The 23271-nt window shown below is 35.3% G+C and carries 20 protein-coding genes and 1 pseudogene; 3 read left to right on the top strand and 18 right to left on the bottom strand.

Annotation, left to right across the window (positions count from 1 at the left end; all coding sequences use genetic code 11):
* Window positions 1-8: 8 nt before the first annotated feature.
* The gene (locus LAV82_RS16205) at window positions 9-1847 is read right to left on the bottom strand and encodes an ATP-dependent helicase (protein ID WP_499716474.1); all 1839 of its coding nucleotides are present in this window, start codon (window positions 1845-1847) and stop codon (window positions 9-11) included.
* A gap of 135 nt (window positions 1848-1982) precedes the next feature.
* Between LAV82_RS16205 and drmA the strand changes: the two genes are divergently transcribed.
* From drmA to LAV82_RS16190, 3 genes are read left to right on the top strand one after another with little or no spacing between them, the layout of a single operon-like run.
* Window positions 1983-5291, top strand: coding sequence for a DISARM system helicase DrmA (drmA, locus tag LAV82_RS16200; RefSeq protein WP_499716473.1), 3309 nt, complete (start codon window positions 1983-1985; stop codon window positions 5289-5291).
* A gap of 1 nt (window position 5292) precedes the next feature.
* Entirely contained in the window at window positions 5293-7083 is a 1791-nt protein-coding gene (drmB, locus tag LAV82_RS16195; RefSeq protein WP_499716472.1) for a DrmB family protein, read from the top strand.
* Window positions 7073-7855 carry a phospholipase D-like domain-containing protein gene (locus tag LAV82_RS16190; protein ID WP_051418559.1) on the top strand — a complete coding sequence of 261 codons (783 nt, stop codon included), beginning with the start codon at window positions 7073-7075 and terminating at the stop codon, window positions 7853-7855. Before drmB ends, LAV82_RS16190 begins: the two co-directional genes overlap by 11 nt.
* A 116-nt stretch (window positions 7856-7971) precedes the next feature.
* Here LAV82_RS16190 and LAV82_RS16185 read toward each other — a convergent pair whose 3' ends face one another.
* The 17 genes and pseudogenes from LAV82_RS16185 to LAV82_RS16105 all read right to left on the bottom strand — a co-directional run bounded on the left by LAV82_RS16185 (window position 7972) and on the right by LAV82_RS16105 (window position 23213).
* Window positions 7972-10221 (bottom strand): HelD family protein, encoded by a 2250-nt coding sequence (locus LAV82_RS16185; RefSeq protein WP_499716471.1) that lies wholly within the window; start codon window positions 10219-10221, stop codon window positions 7972-7974.
* Between the two features lie 198 nt (window positions 10222-10419).
* Complete coding sequence (locus tag LAV82_RS16180; RefSeq protein WP_499716470.1) at window positions 10420-11499, bottom strand: endonuclease NucS domain-containing protein; 1080 nt, start codon at window positions 11497-11499, stop codon at window positions 10420-10422.
* A 206-nt stretch (window positions 11500-11705) separates the two neighbouring features.
* Entirely contained in the window at window positions 11706-12047 is a 342-nt protein-coding gene (locus LAV82_RS16175) for a hypothetical protein (RefSeq protein WP_499716469.1), read from the bottom strand.
* Between the two features lie 28 nt (window positions 12048-12075).
* Complete coding sequence (locus LAV82_RS16170) at window positions 12076-12357, bottom strand: SecY-interacting protein Syd (protein WP_499716468.1); 282 nt, start codon at window positions 12355-12357, stop codon at window positions 12076-12078.
* A gap of 33 nt (window positions 12358-12390) precedes the next feature.
* A complete protein-coding gene (locus tag LAV82_RS16165) occupies window positions 12391-12933 on the bottom strand; it encodes a SecY-interacting protein Syd (protein WP_499716467.1) in 543 nt (180 codons plus the stop codon).
* Window positions 12934-13060: 127 nt separating this feature from the next.
* Entirely contained in the window at window positions 13061-13324 is a 264-nt protein-coding gene (locus tag LAV82_RS16160; RefSeq protein WP_499716466.1) for a DUF6985 domain-containing protein, read from the bottom strand.
* A gap of 68 nt (window positions 13325-13392) precedes the next feature.
* Entirely contained in the window at window positions 13393-13827 is a 435-nt protein-coding gene (locus tag LAV82_RS16155; protein ID WP_499716465.1) for an SMI1/KNR4 family protein, read from the bottom strand.
* A 114-nt stretch (window positions 13828-13941) separates the two neighbouring features.
* On the bottom strand, window positions 13942-14466 hold the full coding sequence (locus LAV82_RS16150; RefSeq protein WP_499716464.1) for a SecY-interacting protein Syd: 525 nt from the start codon (window positions 14464-14466) through the stop codon (window positions 13942-13944).
* 88 nt (window positions 14467-14554) lie between these two features.
* Complete coding sequence (locus LAV82_RS16145) at window positions 14555-14977, bottom strand: SMI1/KNR4 family protein (RefSeq protein WP_499716463.1); 423 nt, start codon at window positions 14975-14977, stop codon at window positions 14555-14557.
* A 43-nt stretch (window positions 14978-15020) separates the two neighbouring features.
* On the bottom strand, window positions 15021-15554 hold the full coding sequence (locus LAV82_RS16140; protein ID WP_499716462.1) for an SMI1/KNR4 family protein: 534 nt from the start codon (window positions 15552-15554) through the stop codon (window positions 15021-15023).
* A pseudogene (locus tag LAV82_RS16135) lies at window positions 15547-15762 on the bottom strand (SUKH-4 family immunity protein); the annotation flags it as partial. The gene LAV82_RS16140 and the pseudogene LAV82_RS16135, both read right to left, overlap by 8 nt.
* 189 nt (window positions 15763-15951) lie before the next feature.
* Entirely contained in the window at window positions 15952-16917 is a 966-nt protein-coding gene (locus LAV82_RS16130; RefSeq protein WP_499716461.1) for a hypothetical protein, read from the bottom strand.
* A gap of 394 nt (window positions 16918-17311) precedes the next feature.
* The gene (locus LAV82_RS16125; RefSeq protein ID WP_499716460.1) at window positions 17312-18166 is read right to left on the bottom strand and encodes a hypothetical protein; all 855 of its coding nucleotides are present in this window, start codon (window positions 18164-18166) and stop codon (window positions 17312-17314) included.
* 656 nt (window positions 18167-18822) lie between these two features.
* Window positions 18823-20535: a TcaA NTF2-like domain-containing protein gene (locus LAV82_RS16120; protein WP_499716459.1), complete on the bottom strand. Its 1713-nt coding sequence runs from the start codon at window positions 20533-20535 to the stop codon at window positions 18823-18825.
* 79 nt (window positions 20536-20614) lie between these two features.
* On the bottom strand, window positions 20615-21523 hold the full coding sequence (locus tag LAV82_RS16115; protein WP_499716458.1) for a phosphotransferase: 909 nt from the start codon (window positions 21521-21523) through the stop codon (window positions 20615-20617).
* A gap of 202 nt (window positions 21524-21725) precedes the next feature.
* A complete protein-coding gene (locus LAV82_RS16110; protein ID WP_499716539.1) occupies window positions 21726-22232 on the bottom strand; it encodes a hypothetical protein in 507 nt (168 codons plus the stop codon).
* Between the two features lie 51 nt (window positions 22233-22283).
* Complete coding sequence (locus tag LAV82_RS16105) at window positions 22284-23213, bottom strand: ADP-ribosylglycohydrolase family protein (RefSeq protein WP_499716457.1); 930 nt, start codon at window positions 23211-23213, stop codon at window positions 22284-22286.
* Between the last annotated feature and the right edge of the window lie 58 nt (window positions 23214-23271).

Here is a 23271-nt window from a genome sequence, read left to right as displayed (position 1 = left end):
CCCCTTAATTACCAATCTTCCATCATATCTACAAGATGTTGTATCCTATTCTTTTCTTCCTCTTTAAGAGCCTCTGATGTTTCATTAATAAGTGACCGGTCAGCATCATCAAAATCTTCAGCGTTTTCTCGTTTATAACTGTACCGAGTGTGGTAATCCACCACATCTACATCAGAGCTTTTCATACAATCTCCAAGAAAATTTTCATGTTGAATCCCAGGTTCTCCAATAACGTACAATTGCTCCATCGCTCTAGTTATACCAACATAAAGCAACCTCTTTTCTTCTTCAATATTTGGGACGCTTCCATGAGGAAGCTGCCTATCACCAATATATAAAATAAAAACAATAGGATATTCTTGCCCTTTTGCTTGATGAATGGTCTTTAGAGTTACGCTTTCTTCTGTATTATTTTCTGGTAAGGAATCAAGATCAATTAAATAATCAATTAAATCATCTGTATCTGCAGCTCCTTGCACAATAGCATCCTTTATAATACATAGAACTTCCTCATTACATGTGTGGCACAAATGAACATCCGTCATTAAATCTTTTAACTCCATGGCTGGGTATTCATCACAAATCTCTAAAATTTTTTCTTTAATAGCTACTTCACTACCTCCAGAAAAATCCGCATTTCCCCAAGGTATTTCATAATTATCTAATTCTTTTATCACTTCATTAGCTTGAGGAGAATGATGAGAATTTTTACGATAAAGAATACACATATCGTTATAAGAGATACCCTGTTTGTGCTTTAATTCTTGAATTTTACTTGCTATATAAGCAGCAGCAAGGCTAATAGAATGAGTATTTACTATAATAGGTTTATTATTAAATGTATCTATTGTATTCTCAATACAATTCTTTTTAATAAAATGATTAGATAATTCAACAATACTCTTCCCTGACCTATAATTTTTTTGCAAATGAATTTTTTCTGTTTGTTTAGGATCTACTTTTTTAAAATAGGAGTAAAAATTCTCTAAATTACTTGGGTTGGATCCATTAAAAGCATAAATAGATTGATTTTCATCTCCAACTACAGTGATACCCTTATCCCAGCTAGCTAGTGAAAATAGAAATTTCTCTTGAGATGCTGAGGTATCTTGGTACTCATCAACAAGAATATGCTTTAATCCATTTGCTATTAAGTTATAAGTATCCGATTTTTTTAAAAGTAGTTTATTAGCTTCTGTAATTAATCCTTGAAAATCAACTATATTTTTTGTTTCCTCTAACTTCTCCACCCGTTGCCAAAACTCTATCATATCTGCTCCTGTAATAATTACACGGTCATTTGAATCTACGTTCACTTTATAAACTGCATGAGGGTCGACCTCTGACCAATGTGTATAAATAACCTTATCTAGGTGATGTCCCTGTCGAATAAGTGCTAACCCTTTGGATAGAGCAATACCCACAAGGTCTCGATTAGTGTAGCTCTTACATAAACCAGTTAAGATTCTGGGCTGAACCTTTATAAAATCCTCAGTATTAATTGTATGAAAACCGGACTTGAACCTAGATTCGTTAGTGTGTACTCCATACCTAAGAATGCGATGAGCTAAACTATGAAAAGTTAAAACTTCTATCACACTTCCGTAGCCAAGTTGGTCCGTATAAGATTTTACTTTTGTTGTCAATTGCTCCTTTGCAGTACGAGAGAATGATATTGCGATAATGTCACTTGACGTCAATTCATAGTTGTATTGTAAATTTAAGATACGTGCAGCAAGAGTTGAAGTTTTACCTGTCCCTGGACCTGCAGATATCTGAAGATACTTCGTAGAAGTACTCGCTGCTTGTCTCTGTTCTTCATTTAAATTATCTAAGATGGTTTTCACAATATTCACCCTTCTCTATAAAAAATTGGAAACAGCTTATATTTTACCATATTTTAAAAAAATTGCTTGATTTTCTATTTAAAATTTTACTGTTATTAGATATCATTGAAATAAATTAACAAAAGGAGAAATATGATGAATACTAAATCTGTCGAAGCAAGAGACGAATTAATTAAACGCTTACACACAGAGCTAGTTGGTCCTAGTTATATAGAGGAAGTAATAAAAACAAAACCTTTACAAAAATATTTATGCGGCATTTTATGGCCCCAAAACTCTTCTTTAGCAAAAGAAGAAGATGAACTAACTGTATTAGAAGGAAAAGAAACGAATAAAGAAGAAGTTGAATCACTCGCTCCATTAGCAAAAGCTATGAATCCCTCTGCGGTGGGCCTTTCATTTTTAATTGATAAACTTTCTGCAAAAGTCGTTCTGGATGTTCATTTTGGTATGTACCAAGAGTTAGGTGATAAAGAACACTGGGAACGAAAGGTATACAAATTGGAGAAGCATGAAATTGATTTTTCTATAGGGGTCGGAAAGAAACAAAAAGCAGCCATTCCAAATACCACTAACATTTATCTAGAGTGGCTTGTGCGTCCATTTGGAGACACGTTCGCCATAAGTATGTTTTTAGTGAATCGAAATATACAAGAGCCTGATGAACATGATATTGACTTTAAGTGCATATTTCAGCCTGAAATAATTGTAGAAAGTTTAGAATCTCAATCATTTGTAGTTAGACATGCCTTTTCCGACTCAAATGACGAATATAGGGATGCGGATACAAGATCAAATGATTTGCTTTACAGGAATGAAACCGTTTTTGCAGTAGGACACAGTATCTCTGTTACATGGGAAAACTTATCTTCAGATTCGAGAAGAGCCGGAAAGCTTATCACTAATATTATTCCTACTTATGAAATCCCGATGGTCATCCCACCTGACTGGGATAAAGGTGGAACTTTAGACATGAAAAAGCTTGCAAAATTAAAAGATGGTGAAGAGATAAAAGCAGCTCTTTCCCCTCTATGTGATGAATATGAAACATGGATTTTAGAAAGAGAAAATGAAATCCTTCATGTTGATGAAGTATATAAAGAAATTGCTTCGGAACACATGAGAAAGTGCAGAGAATCGCTGAGCAGAATTAGAAATGGTATTAATCTAATTATCAGTGACAAAACGATCCTTAAGGCTTTTCGTTTTGCGAACGAGGCTATGGCACGCCAAAGGTCTCAAAGTATATTTGCCCTAAACAAAATTCCACCTGAAGAGGTAAAAGCAGTTTGGAGACCGTTCCAAATAGCATTTATTCTTCAAAACCTTGAGGGAACAGTTGACCCTGAGTCTTCAGATAGACAATTGGCTGATTTACTATGGTTCCCTACAGGCGGTGGAAAAACAGAGGCTTATTTAGGTCTTGCAGCTTTTACTATGGGCTATCGCCGAATTAGAGAAAAACATGGTCTAAGGACAGATGTAGGAGTATCTGTTATTATGCGGTACACTTTACGACTATTAACCATTCAACAGTTTCAACGTGCTTCTGCATTAATTTGCGCCTGTGAATCTATACGAAAATTAGCGCCCAATCTATTAGGAAACACTCCGTTCAGAATCGGTTTATGGGTAGGTAAAAAAAGTGTTCCCAATGATTTTGATGATGCATCGGAGGCGTTAGAAGCGTTACGTGCCAGAGCGCTCGGAAGAAATGATATTCATATTGACCAATCAAAAGGTTCACCAATTCAACTTGTTTCCTGCCCTTGGTGTGGGGAATCACTATTTGACGAAGATAATCCACGTGTATTTTTGAAAACTTATAGAGCCGATAAAAAGAAGAGACGTTTGTATATCCGTTGTACTAATAAGAATTGTGAGTTTCATTCTACCAATACACTAGAAGGAATTCCAGTGGTTGTAACTGACGAAGAAATCTATCGTCTACTGCCTGATATGTTAATTGGAACAGTAGATAAATTTGCACAGATGCCTTGGAAACCTGAAATCCAAAACTTGTTTGGTAAAGTTAAAGGCGAAGTAAAAGATTGGGGTTTCGTTTCAAATGGAGATACTTCTAAAGAATCCGACAATATAAAAAATGTAGCAGGCACTCTATCAATTATGAGCTCTACCGAAGTGCAACCTCCTGACCTTATCATTCAAGATGAACTTCATCTTATTTCAGGCCCTCTTGGAACAATGGTTGGCTTATATGAAACAGCTATCGATTATCTGTGCTCCACTGAAATAAATGGTGTTAAAATAGGCCCTAAAATAGTAGCTTCAACCGCTACCATTCGAAATGCTCATCAACAAATTCAAGGTCTATTCAATCGTAAAGCACAAATATTCCCTAGCCCTGGACTTTCTCACAAAGATTCATTTTTTGCTAAACAACGTACTCTAGAAGACACTCCTGGAAGAACGTACGTAGGAATATTCGCTCCTGGTCGAAGTATGAAAACTGCCCTTTTACGTACTTATGCTAATTTACTTGCCAGCACACCAATTATGGAAGGTACCTATTCTAACGAGTCGTTGGATCCATATCAGACCTTAGTTGGGTACTTCAATAGTTTAAGAGAGCTCGGTGGAGCAGTTCGGTTAATCGAGGATGATGTTCCGAGCAGAATGAAAACCTTGGAAAAACAAAATGATGATGGACAATTATTTCTCTACAAAAAAAGAGATTACAGCAGAGATGTTCCCGAACTAACAAGCCGTATTGATTCGTCAGAGATACCTAAAATTTTAAAAAGGCTAGAGCAGCCATTTGATAAAAGTAGTTCTTCCACTCCAGTAGATGTACTACTCGCAAGTAATATGATCTCTGTTGGAGTGGATGTATCGCGTCTTGGATTAATGGTTGTAAATGGGCAACCTAAAACAACTGCTGAGTATATTCAATCAACTAGCCGTGTTGGACGTAGTCATCCTGGTTTAGTATTGACACTCTATAACTGGATCCGCCCGCGTGACATCTCTCATTATGAAGAGTTCTATGCATACCATGCAGCACTTTACCGCTATGTTGAACCTATCAGTGTTACACCGTTCTCTTCTCGCGCCAGAGATAGAGGCCTAGCCGGTGCTACCGTATCTATGGCACGACTCGGATATGCATCGTTAACTAAGAATAATTCACCTGCTAACTTTTTGGACGATTTGACCATAAGTGAAGAACTTCAACAGTTTTTACTTGACCGAGTAAGGTCTATTAATTCACCTGAAAATGAATTGTTACATGACTTACAAAAGCTTTATTTAACATGGGAAGAGGCTATTGAAAAAAGCAAACTCTTGTATAACTTTAAAAGAAGAAAAGAAGATAGTAACCTTCTGTACCCTCTTGGACAAAAGAAAACGGGGTATTTTAAAACTCCAAATTCTATGAGAGATGTAGAGGCAACAGCAGGTATTTACTTAAGGAGGGATTAATATGATGAATAAAACAGTTGGTGTGGTTCGTCCCAGTCAGCTAATTACCACTTTTGGTCCAGGCGCTATTGTAGATTTACCTGACTTTTCTATAATTATGGGTGGAATTAATAAATGGGATCATAACACAATCCTTCGCTACTCTAGTGAAATTGAAGAGCCAAGATTAAAACAAAAGTTAAAAATTAATAAGATCATGTCAATTCCTTTAAATGAAGATAACAGTATTGGAACGATACCAGCATATCGCTTCCCTGAATACCATGTATGTCCAACTTGTAGAAAATTAGGTACAACTCGGCATTTCATTGAAGAAGACGGTTCTTTGTATTGTCAAAAACCTTGTAAAAAAGTTAAAACACATCCAGTTCGTTTTTTAACAGCTTGTGAAAATGGTCATATTGACGATTTTCCATGGGGCTTTTATGTACATTCTAAACACCAAAAAAAATATGATTATAAAAAATGCAAACTTTCTCTTAAAGATACCGGAGAAACTGGTTCTCTAGCTGATTTAATTGTTCGATGTGAAACTTGTGAGGTTGAACGAAACTTAGCTGAAGCCTATAAGAATGAGAAGCTACTTCCAAGATGCCAAGGACGACGCCCTTGGCTTGGATCAAAAAACAAATCTGAAAATCAATGCGATAAAGAACGAAAAATTTTATTAAGAGGCGCATCTAACCTTTATTTTCCCGTGATTGAAAGCTCTATCGCTATCCCGTTCCAATCTAACCCATTAGAAGAACTTGTTAGCAATAAAATTGATTTTTCTAATGAAGAATTAATAAACAATAAAGATGTGTTTTTGTTCTTCGCTGGTATAGATAAAGAATTAAAACAATACGATCCTGAAGAACTATGGGCAATTGCCCAACGCTTGCATTCTTCCAAAAATAGTAGTGAAGATCTATTATTACCAGAATGGGATGCAATTACATCAGGACAACAATTTTTTGATGAACCAGATTTTGAAGTTAAAAACCAAGCTATACCTCCACGATATGCAAAGCTTGTTTCTAAATTAATTAGAGTAAAAAGGTTGAAAGAAGTAATGGTCTTAAAGGGATTTACTAGAATTCATCCTCTTCCTGATGCGACCTTAAGACTTTCGGGTGAGCAATTAAACGAGGAAGATTCTATAGAGACAACTATGGCACCGATTAGTGATTCTAAAAATGATTGGTTACCAGGTGTTGAGTCATTTGGAGAAGGTATTTTTATTTCTTTAAATGAAGAGGCATTAAGCGAATGGGAGAATCAACAGTCTAAATATGCTAATGCCATGAAACAATCTCATATAAACCAATTTAGAGAGCGGAATGTCCCTGAAGAGTTTATTCCACCTTTTCCCGGAATACGTTATGTACTTCTACACACCCTTTCACATGTACTAATTCGTGAACTGTGTTTACATTCCGGCTACTCTTCTTCCGCTTTAAAAGAGCGAATTTATTCAGATAAAGACAGAGGCATGTCAGGGATTTTAATCTATACTGCTACCGTTGACTCTGAAGGAAGTTTAGGAGGATTGGTTGAGTTAGGAAAAACTAGCCAATTTGAATCTATTTTAGCTAGAGCTCTTTCAGCAGCTTTTTATTGTTCAGGTGATCCTTTGTGCGCAGAACATGACCCGGAACACTTACATGATATTAACGGAGCCGCGTGTCATAGTTGTTTACTCATTTCTGAAACTTCTTGCGAAAATTCTAACCGCTATCTAGATCGTTCTATTCTTGTGCCAACTGTCGCTAGTCACCAAAGAGAGTTTTTTAAAGAATATGGGGATTGAAGATAAAATCGTACGATTTGTGGATACTTGTTATTTAAGAAACAATATTTTCTTAAATAGTTTTCTTCAAATGTTGGAAGCAAATAAAAATTCTGTTATAAAAAATTATCAAGCAGCCTTATATTCACTGGAAATGCCGTTTGATCTTGATTTTCTCGGTTACGAGCTTTTACAAGATGCTCATATTAAGAAACTAAATGCTAATGAACTATCTTTGTTAATGAAAGTAGCTATTAAAATGCATGAGCAACGAAAAAAAGATGAACCTAGTTTGTCTCCTGTTTGGACAGGTCCTATTTTTGAAGAGAGCCCTATTATTCATAAAACATCTGAAACTGTTCGCCATTTGTTTCAGACAGCAAAACATGAAATTTTAATCGTGGGGTACACGTTCTCCTTTGACCACGCCCAAGTGCAACCTTTATTTAGTGATCTTAATTTAGCAGCAAAACGTGGGTGTCGGATTGATATTATCTTTCATCAAAACGACTCCAACCTTTCTCGTATTAAAAATAGTTGGCCCAAGGATATTTTCCTTCCTAACTTATATTATTGGAACGGAGACCCACAGGATAAATGGGCAAGTCTACATTCAAAATTGATACTAATTGATCAAGCAAAGCTCTTATTAACATCTGCTAACTTTACCCTTCATGGCTTTCAAAAGAATATTGAAACAGGTGTAATGGTGGAGAACCATCCAATTACAGGTCTGTACTGGAGACAATTTCGCTCTTTACTTAACAATCAAGAAATGAGAAAGTATTTATAAAATACACTCTACATGAAACGGACCTAATTATTAAATTCTTAGGTCCGTTTTACCGTCTTTATAGGATTAAAGCCATTAAAATTATTCTTTACTTCAATTACTATCACCATCGCAAATTATAAAATACTTTCTTCTGTTGGCCCTTTGATATCTTTTTCTTCATAGATTCCTCTTAATAGTAAACTGGGCTGATTGTGATAGAAAACTAGTACCTCGTGATGTGCTCTTGTAATAGATACAAACAATAGCTTAGCATCTAACGGTTCAGCACTGTAATTACTCTCATTAGCATTAGGTATTATGACAGCGTCAAACTCTAGGCCTTTGACTAAATAAGAAGGTATAACTACTAACTGTGCGGTTACAGGTTCATTGGAATTCTCTATGAGTTGAATATTAGAGTATATTTGAGCCAAACGTTTATACAGTGGTGCAGACCGCTTCAAATCTTTATGAATTATAGCAATTTTTTTATATCCTTTTTGTATTAAGTGGTTAACTGAAGCTTTTATTTCGTCCAATAGCTCCTTTTCACTTTGAATTCTCGTTACCTTTACTTCCTCACCATGACGATTCACAGGCATAATTGGAGGGTACGATAAACATGCATTTTCCATAATTCGGTTAGCAGCCTCCATAATTTCATACGTGGAGCGATAACTAATGTCCAATTCCAACTTATTCACTTCTTCTTCAGCAAACACACTACCAATAAGCTCTTTCCAATCTTTCATTCCTATAAAAGAATAGATACTTTGAGCCATATCCCCTAACAATGTCATAGACCTACATAATAGTCTCAATACATAAACTTGAAGTGGACTGAAATCTTGTGCCTCATCGACAACTAAATAATCATACTTCAAGGGAAAACCATTTAACTGATATTCAATATAGAGAAGTGCCGCGCTATCTTCATAGGTTATACTTTCTTCCTTGCATAGTAATAAAGCTTGCTCTTCAGTCAATGAATCATCTAGGGCCAGTAACACTTCTTTAGTCAAAAAGTTAGAATATAAAGAGAAGGTATTAATTAAAGGAAGTTTTTCTTTGTAACTTTTCCACGCTTTATTAAATTTATCTTTTAAATCTTTTCGTTTAAATTTCATAGCTTGTTCTAAATTCTCAGACAGACCTCTTCTTAACGGACTACCTTCAGGAAGAATTTTTATCCAATTGAATTTAAATTCTTCATACTCTTCTTCCATCTGTTTAATACTCGTATCTAATTGTTCTTTTATCCATGTCTCTAAACTTTCTACTAGTTTTCTTCTTCTCAATCCAATAGGTAAATGACCGTATCCCCTATACTTTTTACCTACTTCAACAGGCAATAACTTAATTTTATCGTTAAGAACTAATGCATCGAATTTCAAGTTCTCTTCATTTAGTACTTGCTTTAAATACGTATCAATCATCTCTTTATATGTTATAGAACCTTTGTATCTTCCAACAAAATCTGCATTTTTTAAACCAGATTTTTTTTCTACGATATGTCCTAATAATGAGTGTAGATCTGGAAGCGCATTCATTTCAGGAAGAATCATCTGTGCTACTGAATTAAATGTAGATCTACTAACTTTTTCGAGTTGTAATTCTGGAACAATATTATGAATATAAGATAGAAACATCTCATTTGGACCGATTATTAAAATGTTTTCTGCTCTTAATTGATTTTCGAAACGATATAATAAATATGAAATACGATGTAACGCAATAGTGGATTTGCCACTCCCTGCTGCGCCCTGAATAATAATTGGCTTAGACATATCTAAACGAATGAGGTTATTTTGGTCTCTTTGAATAGAAGCAATAATATCCTTTAACTGATGTTCACTAGAAGATGCGGTTAATAGATTAGAAAGATAATCATCCACATAAGTGTCGTCTTCTGCTTTGGTAGAGACACTCCCTTTTTGACGGAGCATTTCACTCACTGTGTCCTTAAAACTTTTAATTTTTCTCTCTTTGATTATTAAATCTCTTTTTAATAATACAGTGACCTCATTATCTCCTAAAGGACTTTTTACTTTCTCTTTGCCAGTGCCGCCGTGAAAACCATAATACAAATCTCCAATTGGCGACCGCCAATCATATACAATGTCTTGCGTATGGTCCTTAACAACCGGAAACTTACCAATATAACAAATTTCCTTACCAAATTCATCCTCATAATCTAATCTACCTATGTAAGGTGTTTCTAAGACCTGCAGATAACGGTTAATTCTTTTTTGGTTGATCTTATCTCTTTGTATATCAATATTCTTATTAGAAGAAACGTGGCTCATTTCTTTGATAATACCCTCGATAGTACTTATTTTCCTTTCAAGTGTTTGTTGTTCGTGTTGTAAAATCTTCTCCCTCATTATGCCTCCCACCTTTTAACATGAGTGTTTAAGATTAATAATTTAAAGCATTTTTCTATACATATTATACCATTATATATTTATTTTTAAAATTCTGTATATTAATCTTTATTCTAAAAGGCAGGAAATAATATTTAGTTAAATTTTACATATAATACTTTCTTAAAAATAATGCATATTTATATCTCTTTTAACTTCTTAATTCTCTTCTACCCCAAAATAACCGAGCACTTTCTCAATTGTATATTGACTTCTCAACTTATAAGCACTGTTCTGGTTAGCTTTTAAACCTTTGATCCAAAATGCTTTTTCTTTTGGTACGTGTTTTATCCATTCAACTAACACCACATGTTCACACAGTTCATTATCGTTTAAATCATGTAACATTTCTTTTGCTTGTAGTGGTAGATCAATTAATTTTTCCTGTCTATCTTCCGTATTTATCAATAAGTCCTTAATAGGCTTTGCCTCTTCAATTACCCTGCCAATTCCTACATAACCCCGTTTTGGAATCATACAAAAAATTCTTGCTCCCACAAATAACTGATTTAATGTTCTACTGTACCACTTTCCATTTCCAGCCGAAATAAAGCCGTACTTAGTGGCATCCTCCCAATTCCTAAATTCCCCATCCTCGAAATTAACAACAAAATCTTGTGTATTCCATTTTTCCTTCTTACCATCTCTCTGTATATTACTTGTTTTTTCTTCAACAATATTCGGATCTAGAAGCCAGCTTCTTGTGATAAACTCTTGGTTATCTTCTTTAAAATATCGGAAGAAAACCGCATTTATAGGTAGGTCATAGTTATTAGAAAGATAGTTTATAATGCGTTCAGTTTCAGTATCTAGTTGAGCAGAAACTATAATTATTTTGTGTGACTCATTTAATTTATCTGGCAAATCTGTGTCAAACTTATTGACAAAACCTTCCTCTAAAGGAATACCATTTTTATCTTCAAAAACATCTAAAATTTGATCATATGACAAAGTTTGGACCCAAGATGCATAATCTAATGCTTGGGCTACTACCTCTCGAGGAGTACGATTTCTTTTTAGTTCTATGATAGATAAATTTCCTTCTTGGTCTACTGCTAACATATCGATAAATTTTCCATAATCCGTTTTGATTTGGCGACCAATTAATAGCAGATCATCCGATAAAATAGACAAATCCTTTACCAATATATCTTCAAGCTTTTTTTCAGATTCTATTGGTGAGTAAACTACCTTTTTAACTTCGTCATTAACTTTCCATATGCTAACCTCTATTGGCATATTATCCTCCCGTTTGATTAATCTTCTTTTCTTTTTTTATACCTTAACAGTAATTTTGTACACTCTTGAACTAACAACCTTTTGACTTTAGCTTTCATTGAAGTCTTCTCTCATGTAATCAATGAATACTTTTTACACTTATAAAATCACTCCAACGCCCTCTTACTCTAACCTTTCAACATTGAATCCTTTTACCAGTTAGAAACTTATATATCACCTTTCCCCCACTCCTTATCTATCCGCTCTCTATTTCTAATTATCTTCTCTCCAGTAGTTTCTCTCGATCTAACAATTCCCATCTCTACGCTTTGTTTAAAGAAATTAAATAACTGTGCAGTATTAAATGCCAAAGGGTTTCCTTGGTGAAGCATTATTTTCATTACATTTCCACTACTGGCTACTGAGTGAGCAATAAAGAGTAGTTTTTGCAAACGAATATTATTGTGTATCTTATTTAAATCCTTTGCATACAACGGAGAAAGTAATTCGGCTTCAGGAATAGTCAATTTAAAATATAGCTTTGTAAATATCTCAATAGTAGCAGGCATAGTCCCCATGGTTAATAAGTATCTTAAATCATAACCTTCTAGGTACATCCAGTTCTAAAAACCAGTAGGAATTAAAATAAGCCTTAATATCGGGATGCAGCTGAACGTTAAGTTCCTTTTCTACATCTTCAAAATTACTGTCCACCTCTTTTTTCAAAGGTTTCCAAGCTATATAGCCTTCTTCATCTTTTTCACCTTCAAAAATAAACTGTTCTGTTTCTTCCGTCCACTCAGTCATAGGCAAAGTACCGTTAAAAGCTTGCCATTCTTTTAGTAATTTGGTAAAGTATATTTCCATTGCTTGTTTCACATTTACTATTCCTTTCCTCATCTTCTCGATAAATTATGATTTCTTCAGCTTTATTTTTCTTATTAATTCCTCAAGTGAATGCTCCAATAATGTTAATTCGTTTGTTTCATAATCTTCTGTATAAACTTTTCCGGTCTTATTATCTATGTTAATGGCCATTTCGTCCGGAGAAATAAAACCTATCTGTATGTATCTAAATTCCTTTCCTTGACTTTCATCATAATGCGTAAGATGTTTAAAATAACTTCGTACATCCTTACTTGGTTCAACAGGCTCAAGGCATATATATTTCGAATGATAAAGACCTTCTAAGCTTAAAAATAAATAACTGTTAAAATACTCTTTAATTGAATGATGCAAAGGCATTTTAATTTCAGCTTCGATCATACTAAAGTTTTCAACAGCCTTTTTTTCTACTGGTTTCCAAAAAACATACTCTTCTTCATCAGGCTCACTTACATATAGCAGTGGATGTATCTCTTCATCCCACGGTGCCTTTGGAAATGTGTTATAGTTGTCATTCCAATAACCTAGCAGTTTCTCAAAATAATCCGTCATGGCCGCTTTTACACTCATTTTAAGCCTCCTATTCACACTTGCAAATCGGTCCAATTCAACAGCCCCCTGTGCTTATCTATCTATTAATTTTTTTAAATCTAAGACGGAATGAATGTTTGGAACAACCTGATTTGCTTCTGATTTATTAGCTATTCTCTCTATACTCTTCATAGTTCTCCATATAGTAATCGTATATATGCTTTTCTGCCTTATTCATTATGTTTTCCATATCTTGAATAAAGTTAAGAAATGCTTCTTTTTGTACATGTGAAAAATCAGTGTTTTCGTATGCATCAACACTTAAAAGAATTTCTTTTTCTACACCAAACATTTTAATCGTAGTTTTCCCTCGCCAAAAGTTGTTTTTATATTCAAGCTTTCCAAATGATTCATCATTAATCCTTGTCATTCTAATCGCTCTCCTAGCTTAGCTTTTAAATTACATAGCCTGTTTATTTGTAGCAGCTACCGTTTTTTCTACTCTTTAATTAAATCCATGTAATACTTATTATCGTTTATAAATTTCTTGAAAAAATCTTCTAATGAGTCTGCAATCGGCTTGTCCAAATAAAAGACTGGATTATTAGGTGATTTTAAGTCTAACGATATGTATACTCCTTCATTCACTTCAAAGAAAATAAGTTTATCTTCTTCGTCAAGTTCCTCTAAATCTGAATCGCACTCAAACATTCCTTTTCGTAATTTAACATCTGCTACCGTTTTTGGTCCCATAATTCTATTGATTGCCGTATTACTTGACTCCTGAATGAATCCATATCCAACGTCTACATATAACTTCCGTAAATCGTTAGGAAAACGAAAACCCATTTTGTCTTCGGCTTGTAAAATCTCCTGTTCAGATACAGGATAAATGTTATTTTTTCCATTATTAACAAACGCAAAATCTGCCATTACTGTTGCCTCCTATCTCCTATGAGATGCCGTTCATATGTTTTTTTATAATCAATTAGATTTACTCCAATGGTGAAGAAGGTGTACGATTAGCGAAAGTGTAACCTATCTATTTCACTTAAAATCAAGCTGAGAAATGAGCTCTTTTAAACTAGACGACAAATATTTATAGCTTTTATCTTTACCGTTTTCTACAAAAATCTCTCCAGACTGATTATTCATGACTACTAGCATGCCATTGCTTTCAAAACCTACCGGAATGTACGTGCTGTTTTCTTTTTCAAAAATATACTCCTTTACACGTTGACAAAATGCTTCAGGTTCTACACCGGGAATGACAGGATATAAATGAACGTTATACTGAGACACCCATCCAATCATTTCAAGAAACCAAAACGAGTTAAAATAAGCTTTTACATCCTCATGAAGTACCACGTTTATTTCTTGTTCAAACTGTTGAAAGTTTGTACTTTCATACTTTTCTAGAGGCTTCCATGATATATACCCTTCTTCATCTTGAGAACCTACATAAATACGTCCATCTGCTTCTTCATTCCAAGTAATCAAAGGCAACGTTCCATTGAACTCTTCCCATTTTTCCGATAGTTTCTTAAAGTATTGTTTCATTACAAGTTTCAAAAGCTTTCCCCTACCTTATATACAACTGTATTTCCAACTCGATACTCTCCGTCCTGTTCACTCGGAATATAACCACTAAAATCCATACCTAACAATTAAAATAGGATTTCAGAAAATCAGAAAAGGTAGGCCACGTTGCCTCTAGTTCTCGTTTTAACAGCAGCTCGTCTCCTCCTTCAAAATTAACTCGGTACACGTTATCGGTTAAAGTATCAAGCACTAGTACCGCATTAGCTGATATTTCACTTAAAATCAGATATTGTTTAGGAAAACCGTATTCTTTTCGACAAATAAGCGTATATGCTTCAATGTTATTTTCTTCATCTACTAAGTCAAGTAACTCAAAAGGTACGTATTCTTCCCAGAATGGTCCAGCATAGCGGTTATAGAATTCTGCAAAAGTATGAGATACCTTTACTTCTAGCCGCGCTAAAGCATTCTTTACTAAAGTTTTGTCTTCACGTATATATTTTTTTTCTTCAAGAGCTTGGTTCAATTTATTTGGCAACATCTTGATGTAACATTCCTCCTAAGTCTTGTTTTCTACTAATTAACTAATCAACGTTTACCGAAATAAATGTAGCCACATCACTCGGAAAATCATCTAAAAATACATCACAGGCTAACTTTTTTGTAATGATTTGATATAAAAAATCGGTCATGGACAGTGAATAAATATAATTTTCAGACGATCCAGATTCATACACCACCACTTTCCATTCGTCAAGGCTCCCTTCAGTTAGACAATATAATTCGTCACCATTCTCCGTGTATCCCCAAGGAAGAATCCCTCCAGTTTCTGGATAAACATCACGTTTATAATATTGAGGGAATTTTAATTTTGATTGACTATAAGCCCTACTCACTTCTTTTTGTCTAAGGAACAAATTAACATGTTCATCATTGACAAAAGGCGTTAATATCCATAAAAAATTGTCAATGCCACCAGTTCCATAAGTTTCAATAAATTTTATATAATCTGATGGAAGTTTTGTTTCTAGAAGGCTGAAAATAGTTGTCCATCGGGCTTTATCACCCGTACTATGTGGATTTTCTGGGGGCTGAAGTACGTTTATTAACTTATCCATAAAAACCTCCAACTTCAGTCGCCCAAAAACATTCGTTTCCCATACATTTAGGATCAATGTTGTTTAATCGTTCTTTTAGCCAGTTCATGACGGATTCTAGTATATCATTATCAATAAAAGCATCTTCACCATTTAGTTGAACTGCCTGATCAATCATTCTTGAATATACTAATAAGCATTCGGCAAATTGATTGATAGAAGAATTTATAACCAAGAATTATCTTCTTATATGTATCTAATAACTTGCTAGTAGCGTGCTTAACCATAACAATTCCAGAATTTAATTGTTGTAGTTCTCTCCTAAAAAAGCTAAATCTAGCTCTTTATAAGGATTACAAAACAAACTTTCTTTCATGCGTAGAAGGAGCAATTGATTCGATAATAAGAATCCTAATTTCTAGATATATGAAACCCCTCCTTCATTTAAAAAAATCCTTTCAAAAAATACATTATGTCCCCGAACATCATCAACAAAATCCCAGTAATCAAAAGTACCGTCTTCATTTAGAAAATAGGCAATTCTAAAACGAGGATATACACTCATTAGGCTTTCCTTGTCATAATATAACATATCTCTAAAACGAGGATTGATAACAAGTCTCCCTACAGCATAGGAACTAGAACCTCCTTCTTCACTCTTGATATTATAGTAAGTAATCGCAAGAAAATGAATAGAATCACACTGCTTTAATCTTTGGATAGCTACGTCAAGCTTTTCTCGTATTTCTGCCTCACTCTCTGGATCAATAGCTTCAGGCAAATCTAAAAATACTAACCCCACTGGTGAGCTCACATCGATTTTCCTCATCGTACTTCTTATTTGCCTGTTAGCTTTTCGTAAATTGCCATCTATAGCACCCTTAGCAACCCCAAATAGATTTTTACACTCAGTAAAGAGGCGTGGCTCTGTAAAATACTCACACAGGCTATCTGTTGTTGCTGAGCCGTCGCTTTCCATGTTACAAAAGAATATTTCTTTACTATCTTGTCTTAGTTGTGCACCCGCATAGAATTCATAACATAGACTGTCAAACTCATCTTCCGTATTTGCGTGAAATAATCCTTTCACTTTTTCTTCCCATGCCTCTTTTTCTCTATCAAAATATGCTAGAACCCCCTTAAGCTCGCTAACTGAATTGAACACAATGAATGCTTTGAGAAACATCCTACTCGTGTAAGGTGTAGCTTTCTGTTTCCCCTGTAAAACACCCATGGCTTCATTCCAAATTCCCCCATAAAATTTATCCCTAGTGAATTCATAATTATTATCATATATAGATTTCGCTAAACTTAATATATCTTCTAGTCGCTGAATTAAATCTAGACGCGACTGTTCCTTTTCCATCCCTTGCTCCTGTTTCATATTCCTCTCTCCCTTCAATAATCCTCTATTTATGCATTTGTACAACTTAATATAGAGAAATAGGCATAGTGAACTAGTTCACCTTCCATAAGTGATAATTTTTTCCTTTATGATTAATTATACCTGCAGTGGCCTATCCATCCCATCAAAGTTCATTCCATGATTAATTGTTTATACAAAGAGGTTTTTTAGAAAGTATTATTACAAAAAATCCAGAACTCTATTTAGCTTCTTTAACATTCCAACACCAGTTTAGCTAATAGGAAAAAAGCAACCCCTGAAGGGTTACTTTTTATTGTAATAAGTGCTAGTCTATCTGAAGTATTAATCCGAGCCACCGTTACCAAACTTATAATTTATTCAAAACTTAATCATGTGAATTAATACACCTGCATTAAATTTTTAAACTACACCCATTCTTATATTTCGGATATGTTTGAGTTAAATCAACTTTGGTTATCCCATTATAATAAACAACATCTTTAACTTCTGGGTCAATATGTATTGTAACATCTACGCCTTTCCACTCTTCCCTCTTTTCTGTAGTGAAGATATTAGGTCTTAAAGTGTTGTAAATATCTATATAAGCGAAAAGATTACCATCTTTTTCACCTTTGATTCGGATAATATGGTTCCTATTTTTATATAGCAGAGGCCCATCTTTATCTGTTACATTTTTTTGAACCTCTCCAAATAAACGACCATTAATATGAGCTCCTTCCGGCAAATTAAGTTTTGGTCTTGTACCATGCCACATTATTCTCCTTAGTTCTTTCGCTGTATCTGATGTGACAAAATTTGGGACACACATAGATAATAATCCTAAAAATAGCTTAGCATGCTCATACCTACAAACATCCTCTTTCAAGGCCGCTTCAACTGCTGGAAAATCACTATCTTGATGTTTTTTAAATAGCTTAATTTCAGACTTTGCTGAAAGTGTTCCAATAAAACTAAATTTAGATTTTTCAACGCAAAGTTGAACATTTTCATTAAATTTGGTATTTATTTTTATTGGTTCCAAAGGGCCCTTTTTCGTTTTAGTTCCAGTCACAACTGCAAGTATCCTAATAGCCAAGTTATTTAAATAAGGACTATCAACTTTCCCTGAAGCTTGCGTATTGCATACATTACAAACATCAGGATTTAGAATGGGTGAACCAATTCCTTCTGGAATAACATGTTCAAGTTCACTAGTTGGCTGATTGACTAATTCCCCACAGTATGGACAAATTACATTATTGGACATATTTAGTTTCTCCCTTTAATAATACAAAGTTTAATATTTTCACAATATCATATAGATGTAAATATTACACTTATTTTCATTCTTTTAGCACATCTTCTACTATTATCCTCAACCTAATTACTTTTATTTAACTATTATCTTATATTTTCATCTCGAATCAAAGCATACAACAACTTGTATCTAATTCCGAAATTTATTAATTAAAAAAATTCGATCCTATCCCTTTTAAAGGGTTATTTACTTACTTTTACATCTCCTATTTGTTGCTCCTTATAAGTAACAAACATTAGTCCACACGAGTTATACGCTAACCTCCTCTTCCCCATATTACTCATTCAATATGTCAATAACTATTAAGGTAAATACAGATTAGCTGTGACCATTATTAACTAGAATTTTGGTGACAAATTGGGGACACAAATAAATAAACTGTCCCCAATCATCTCCTACTCAATCCAATGAATGAAAAAAACAAGCTCGCTATATCAGTATTTTCAGACTCAACCTGTTACAATCCGAAACCATGTTTATCTCTGGCAGCGTAGCGGTCATCCTACGCTTAAACAATTCAACTAAACCTCTTCTCTTCCCCCAACCACAACAACCGCTAGCTCCAAAAAGGAACTAGCGGTTATTCATAATCTCTCAGAAACCGTTCACCCTTCCACCGGCTTCTGCTCATCTGTTAACGTATCAATTTTAGTAATTTGAAGTTTATCTTTGCTAGCAGCTTTCACATGATAAATTCTTTCTTTTTTAAACTGCGTGCTCGCGTTATACGAATCGGTAAACGTATATACTTCGTTTGTATAAATGCTGTAGGTTCCGTCACCATGTGACTCTGTTTTTGTCACTAAAAATTGATCGTTAGCAAACGATACGTTTTTTCCAGCGAGGGATGTAATATAGCTTTTTAGCTGCTTATACACTGGCTGACCCGAGTCAATATAAGGCGCCATCCCACTAAAGTCGCCGCTGTTTAAACTTGAAAAGTAAGCAGCTTTATAAGAAATAAAAAAGTTTTCAAGATCCTTTTGGCTTACAGAAGCTGGTTTAGTCTGTTCATTTTTTAACGACTTCGTGCTGGCTGTAGCTTTTATGTTTGAGCTTGTTTCTACCGTTTGATTATCACGATTCATATATACAATCGTCAGTAATAAGACAAAGGCGATAGCGCCTCCTATTAAAATAGGAAAAGTGCGTCGTGATGATTGCTGCTTTTTGAGCACAGGAAAATCTGCGTATGATGGCAGCGTAACAGGGTTTATATCTATCTTCAACCGAGCTAATGACCCTGTTATTTCCGTGCTTTTTACACTGGCAAGCGGCTGAAGTGCTAAAAATTCTTCATATGCAACAATAAACTCGTTTACTGCTATTCCTTTATACATACCGTAAATTCGATTCCACAGTTCTCGACACCGAGTATCCTTGATATCTTCACTCAGTTCGTTAAAAAATGGTCGTGATTTTTTAATAAAAGCCGCTAACCACCTTTGATGAACGTCAACTTTTTGGACTGCATTTAGGTCGTTAAGTGATTGCTTTAACTTGGCGTGTTCATTGGCATCCTGTTGACTAATGACTTCCATCCTACGTTCTGTTTCTTTCAGCACGGTAGAAAGACTTCCGCTCATTTTTTCTTGCAGGGCATCAAACTGGCTGCGGATATCAGGCCAGTGAAGTTGGAGTAATTGTTTTTGTAAATTCGTGGCTTTTCGAATGCTTTCATTTAGCTCATGCTGCTTTGTGCGAAAGGCGGTTGCTTTTTGTTTGGTCACCAATTTGTTTTTGCTTAGCTGATGCCACTCGTGCTTCAAGCTCTTGTCTTCTCCGAGTACTGTGGCTATCGCTTGTTTTACATGTTCATGCTTTTTTTGAAAGTCAACGAACGCCGACAAATACGTATTCCAGCTTTCCTTGATTCCTTTTAATGATGACGTGTTAGCGTGTTTTTCTGTTAGTTGAAAAAAGTCGTTTCTAAACGCTACCATATCAGCTTCACAAATGAGTTCTTTTCCGAAAAGCTCTGTAACACTTCTATGTATGCTTGTTAACTGTTGGAGCTGTTTCATATTGCTTTGACGCTTGTTTATGTACTCCGGATAATCGTTTGAAAGAAACGTCACCATTGTATATTCAATGTTGCTCATATTATACTCTGTACGTTCTTTTTCTAGTTCGTCATACACTTTCTGCAGCTGACGTTCTACTATGGAGAGAAATTTTTCTTTATCCATCCCGTCTACTTCTTCTTTTAGCATGTTTAAAGATTCCGTTTCTCCAATAAGAAATGTTTTTTCTTTATATAGCTGTATCCACCTTTCTAGTAAATGTGCTGCTGATTCATTCCAATGGCTTGTATTCATCGTTTGCTTCACCTGTTGTTTTTATTTTTATCCTTTCTTAACTATACAGGAATTGAACAGAAATTCTATTACAGTTTTATTACTCTTGAAAAATGAGGTTTAAGCTTTCTAGAGCCGCTTCTAACGTTTGTTTGTCTCCTTGATCGTAGCTGTGTGCCACTAAGACTACAGTTGTAAACACTGCTTTCCATTTTGCCAGCCTGTGCGTTTCTTCATCTACTTCTCCGTATTCTTTAAAAAAACGTGCTCTTCCTTTAGGAGGTAAAAAGCTGTAGGCAATCGCTAGGTCAACTGCCGAATGACCAATATGAACGTCTCCCCAGTCAATAATGCCTGAAACCATATTGTTTTGATCAACAATCATGTTTTTAATATGAAGATCTCCGTGAACTAGTACATGTTTTTCTTGATAGTGAATTTCTTGTATGTCATTTACATAGTCTTCAAGAATCTCTTGTTTCCAATAAAGACTACGCTCTTTCATTTGCTTGACATACTTTTCTAACGCCGGCTTTCGCTTCATCATATCAAGTCGATTCAACTCATCAAACGGCACGCCGAGCTTTTGGACTTTTAAATGAGGATAGTGATGCAGCGTACGAAGAAATCTTGCTAATACAGAAGCAGATTGTATACGTTCTTCTTCTGTTAATCTTGCAGGCGGAGTTCCTTGCACGTAGTGATAGCCCGTAAACGGCCAAGGATATGCTGCATTCGGCTTACCGAAAAAAATGGGTTCGGCAATGGATAGCGGCAGCTGAGAAGCAAGACTTGGTAAAAGCTGATTTTCTGTTTTTAATAGTCCTACTGCGAGTTCTCTTCTGGGAAACCGAAACACAAAGCGGTCGTTTACTTGATAAACCGTATTGTCAAAGCCGTAGCCAAGCAGTGAAATTGTAGCGGGCGCAAGTTCTGGAAACTGCGTCTCGATTAGCGTTTTGGCAAGCGGTGCTGATACAATTTGTTCTGCATCCCATGCATTGGGCACTGTGATCACCTTTCTTTAACGTGAAGTTTGTATGTAAAGTATACTATAAATAATTTTGACCATAAAAATCCTTTGACGCAAAGCCAGAGGGTTTCAGTGAATATATGTCACGCCATCTTTTTACATATTACATAAATAAGATAGAGGCCTTAGAACGGTACAACCAGCCTCTGAGTTAGTAGCCTCCATGTACGTTTACTACTTAATACGTACACCAAAACACCTCATTGACTGTTTCTTCAACGTGCTCCACCTTAATAAAGTTCAATACAAGATCCGTTTGGTCATTTCCTATATACTCATTTTTGTCAACATTATAAAATTGAATAAGCTCGAGCTTGTACATACCATTTTTAATATCAATTCTATACTTAGAACAGTTTTCATCAGGTACTAACTGATCTTCAAACTGGGCGGCCATCGTAAGGCAGTCATAATCTACGAGATAAAGCTGATGATTGGTTACATTTATATAACCTGTTGCTTCCCTAAAATATGTATCTATATCCGACTCTGTTCCAATCTTCACTTCTACATTCCAAGAGTGTTCAATTCCTTCTTCTGTCATTTGACAGACTAGGATATTTCTCTTTTTCATTTCACTGCCGAAATGGTTCAGAAGCTGGTCTAGCGCCCAATCCTCATCGACAAATGATTGGTACTCTTTTGCGTTTGCCACTCCGATAAAATTGGTATCGCCAAAATCCATAGAAAATTTCACTTTATCTCCTCCGAACTTTTGAGTAATTTTTATGATCCATTAACATATATCCGCAAACTTCTTACAAGCCTTCTCTAACTCTTCTTTTTTAGCAAGCTGACAAACCCACTCTTCAGGAATGCCATCCAGCTGATAATATGCTCCTGCCATAGTACCTGTAATAAAGCCTATTGTGTCTGTGTCTTCTCCTAAATTCACAGCAGTAAGTACAGCTTCTTCGTAGTCATCGCTTTGCAGAAAAGACCAAAGAGATGCTTCTAGCGAGCTGACGACGTATCCGGTTGACCCGATTTCATTTCTCGCTGCGTGCGGCAAGCTTAGGTTTAACACTTGTTCATACGCAGAAAACTCTGCTTCATACTCCGTACCTGTTAACTGCTTTTGACAGAGATTTACCGCGTTTTCATATGCTTCAAAAGGCTCGTTGCCGTCAAGAAGACGAATAAGCAGCTCCACGTATATAATGCAGCCAAGCGTAGAGCGCACATGGCGGTGCGTGACGTGCGCAATTCTTTCTATTTCTTCTTTTCTTTTTGTAAAGCTAGGTTCATCATATAGTGTAAACGCAAGCGGAGCAATACGCATAAGCGCTCCGTTTCCGTTGTCGTATTCACCTTTTCCTCCCCACTCTCCTTTAGGAAGTCCGCTTTTATAGCGGCGAATCGCTTCGCTTGTGGCGATGCCTATATCAAACATTTCTCCGCACGGCGTCCAGTAGCCATTCGCCCAATAGCTCTCAAACTTTTGCATTAAATCATATTCATCTTGTTTTTCTAGTAGATTATCAATCAAGCACATCGTTAAAGACGTATCATCTGACCACGTTCCTTCAGGCTGGTTATACGTACCGTAGCCAGTCATAGCCGTAATTCGAAATGAATCGCACTTTTTAAACTCAACTGGAACGCCTAAAGCGTCTCCGACAGCTCCTCCTAGAATTATAGAAAGTACTTTTTTATGTAACGTCATGTGATCAGCTCCTTTCTATTATTGTAATTGTTTGATTTTGGAATTTGCAAGAGATCTC

Origin of the sequence: Bacillus sp. ILBB4 (assembly GCF_035064545.1) — a bacterium.
GTDB lineage: Bacteria > Bacillota > Bacilli > Bacillales > Bacillaceae_H > Priestia.
This window is presented reverse-complemented; position numbering and strand designations above follow the sequence as displayed.

Bases quoted from the DNA above. Each gene is read 5' to 3' on its own strand.
- LAV82_RS16165 (WP_499716467.1), bottom strand. From the start codon at position 12,933: ATGAGTGTAAAAGCGGCCATGACGGATTATTTTGAGAAACTGCTAGGT.
- LAV82_RS16180 (WP_499716470.1), bottom strand. From the start codon at position 11,499: ATGCCAATAGAGGTTAGCATATGGAAAGTTAATGACGAAGTTAAAAAG.
- LAV82_RS16145 (WP_499716463.1), bottom strand. From the start codon at position 14,977: ATGTTGCCAAATAAATTGAACCAAGCTCTTGAAGAAAAAAAATATATA.
- LAV82_RS16155 (WP_499716465.1), bottom strand. From the start codon at position 13,827: ATGGCAGATTTTGCGTTTGTTAATAATGGAAAAAATAACATTTATCCT.
- LAV82_RS16130 (WP_499716461.1), bottom strand. From the start codon at position 16,917: ATGAAACAGGAGCAAGGGATGGAAAAGGAACAGTCGCGTCTAGATTTA.
- drmB (WP_499716472.1), top strand. From the start codon at position 5,293: ATGATGAATAAAACAGTTGGTGTGGTTCGTCCCAGTCAGCTAATTACC.
- LAV82_RS16105 (WP_499716457.1), bottom strand. From the start codon at position 23,213: ATGACGTTACATAAAAAAGTACTTTCTATAATTCTAGGAGGAGCTGTC.
- LAV82_RS16175 (WP_499716469.1), bottom strand. From the start codon at position 12,047: ATGCCTGCTACTATTGAGATATTTACAAAGCTATATTTTAAATTGACT.
- LAV82_RS16120 (WP_499716459.1), bottom strand. From the start codon at position 20,535: ATGAATACAAGCCATTGGAATGAATCAGCAGCACATTTACTAGAAAGG.
- LAV82_RS16140 (WP_499716462.1), bottom strand. From the start codon at position 15,554: ATGGATAAGTTAATAAACGTACTTCAGCCCCCAGAAAATCCACATAGT.
- LAV82_RS16185 (WP_499716471.1), bottom strand. From the start codon at position 10,221: ATGAGGGAGAAGATTTTACAACACGAACAACAAACACTTGAAAGGAAA.
- LAV82_RS16160 (WP_499716466.1), bottom strand. From the start codon at position 13,324: ATGACAAGGATTAATGATGAATCATTTGGAAAGCTTGAATATAAAAAC.
- LAV82_RS16125 (WP_499716460.1), bottom strand. From the start codon at position 18,166: ATGTCCAATAATGTAATTTGTCCATACTGTGGGGAATTAGTCAATCAG.
- LAV82_RS16110 (WP_499716539.1), bottom strand. From the start codon at position 22,232: ATGGATTTTGGCGATACCAATTTTATCGGAGTGGCAAACGCAAAAGAG.
- LAV82_RS16190 (WP_051418559.1), top strand. From the start codon at position 7,073: ATGGGGATTGAAGATAAAATCGTACGATTTGTGGATACTTGTTATTTA.
- drmA (WP_499716473.1), top strand. From the start codon at position 1,983: ATGAATACTAAATCTGTCGAAGCAAGAGACGAATTAATTAAACGCTTA.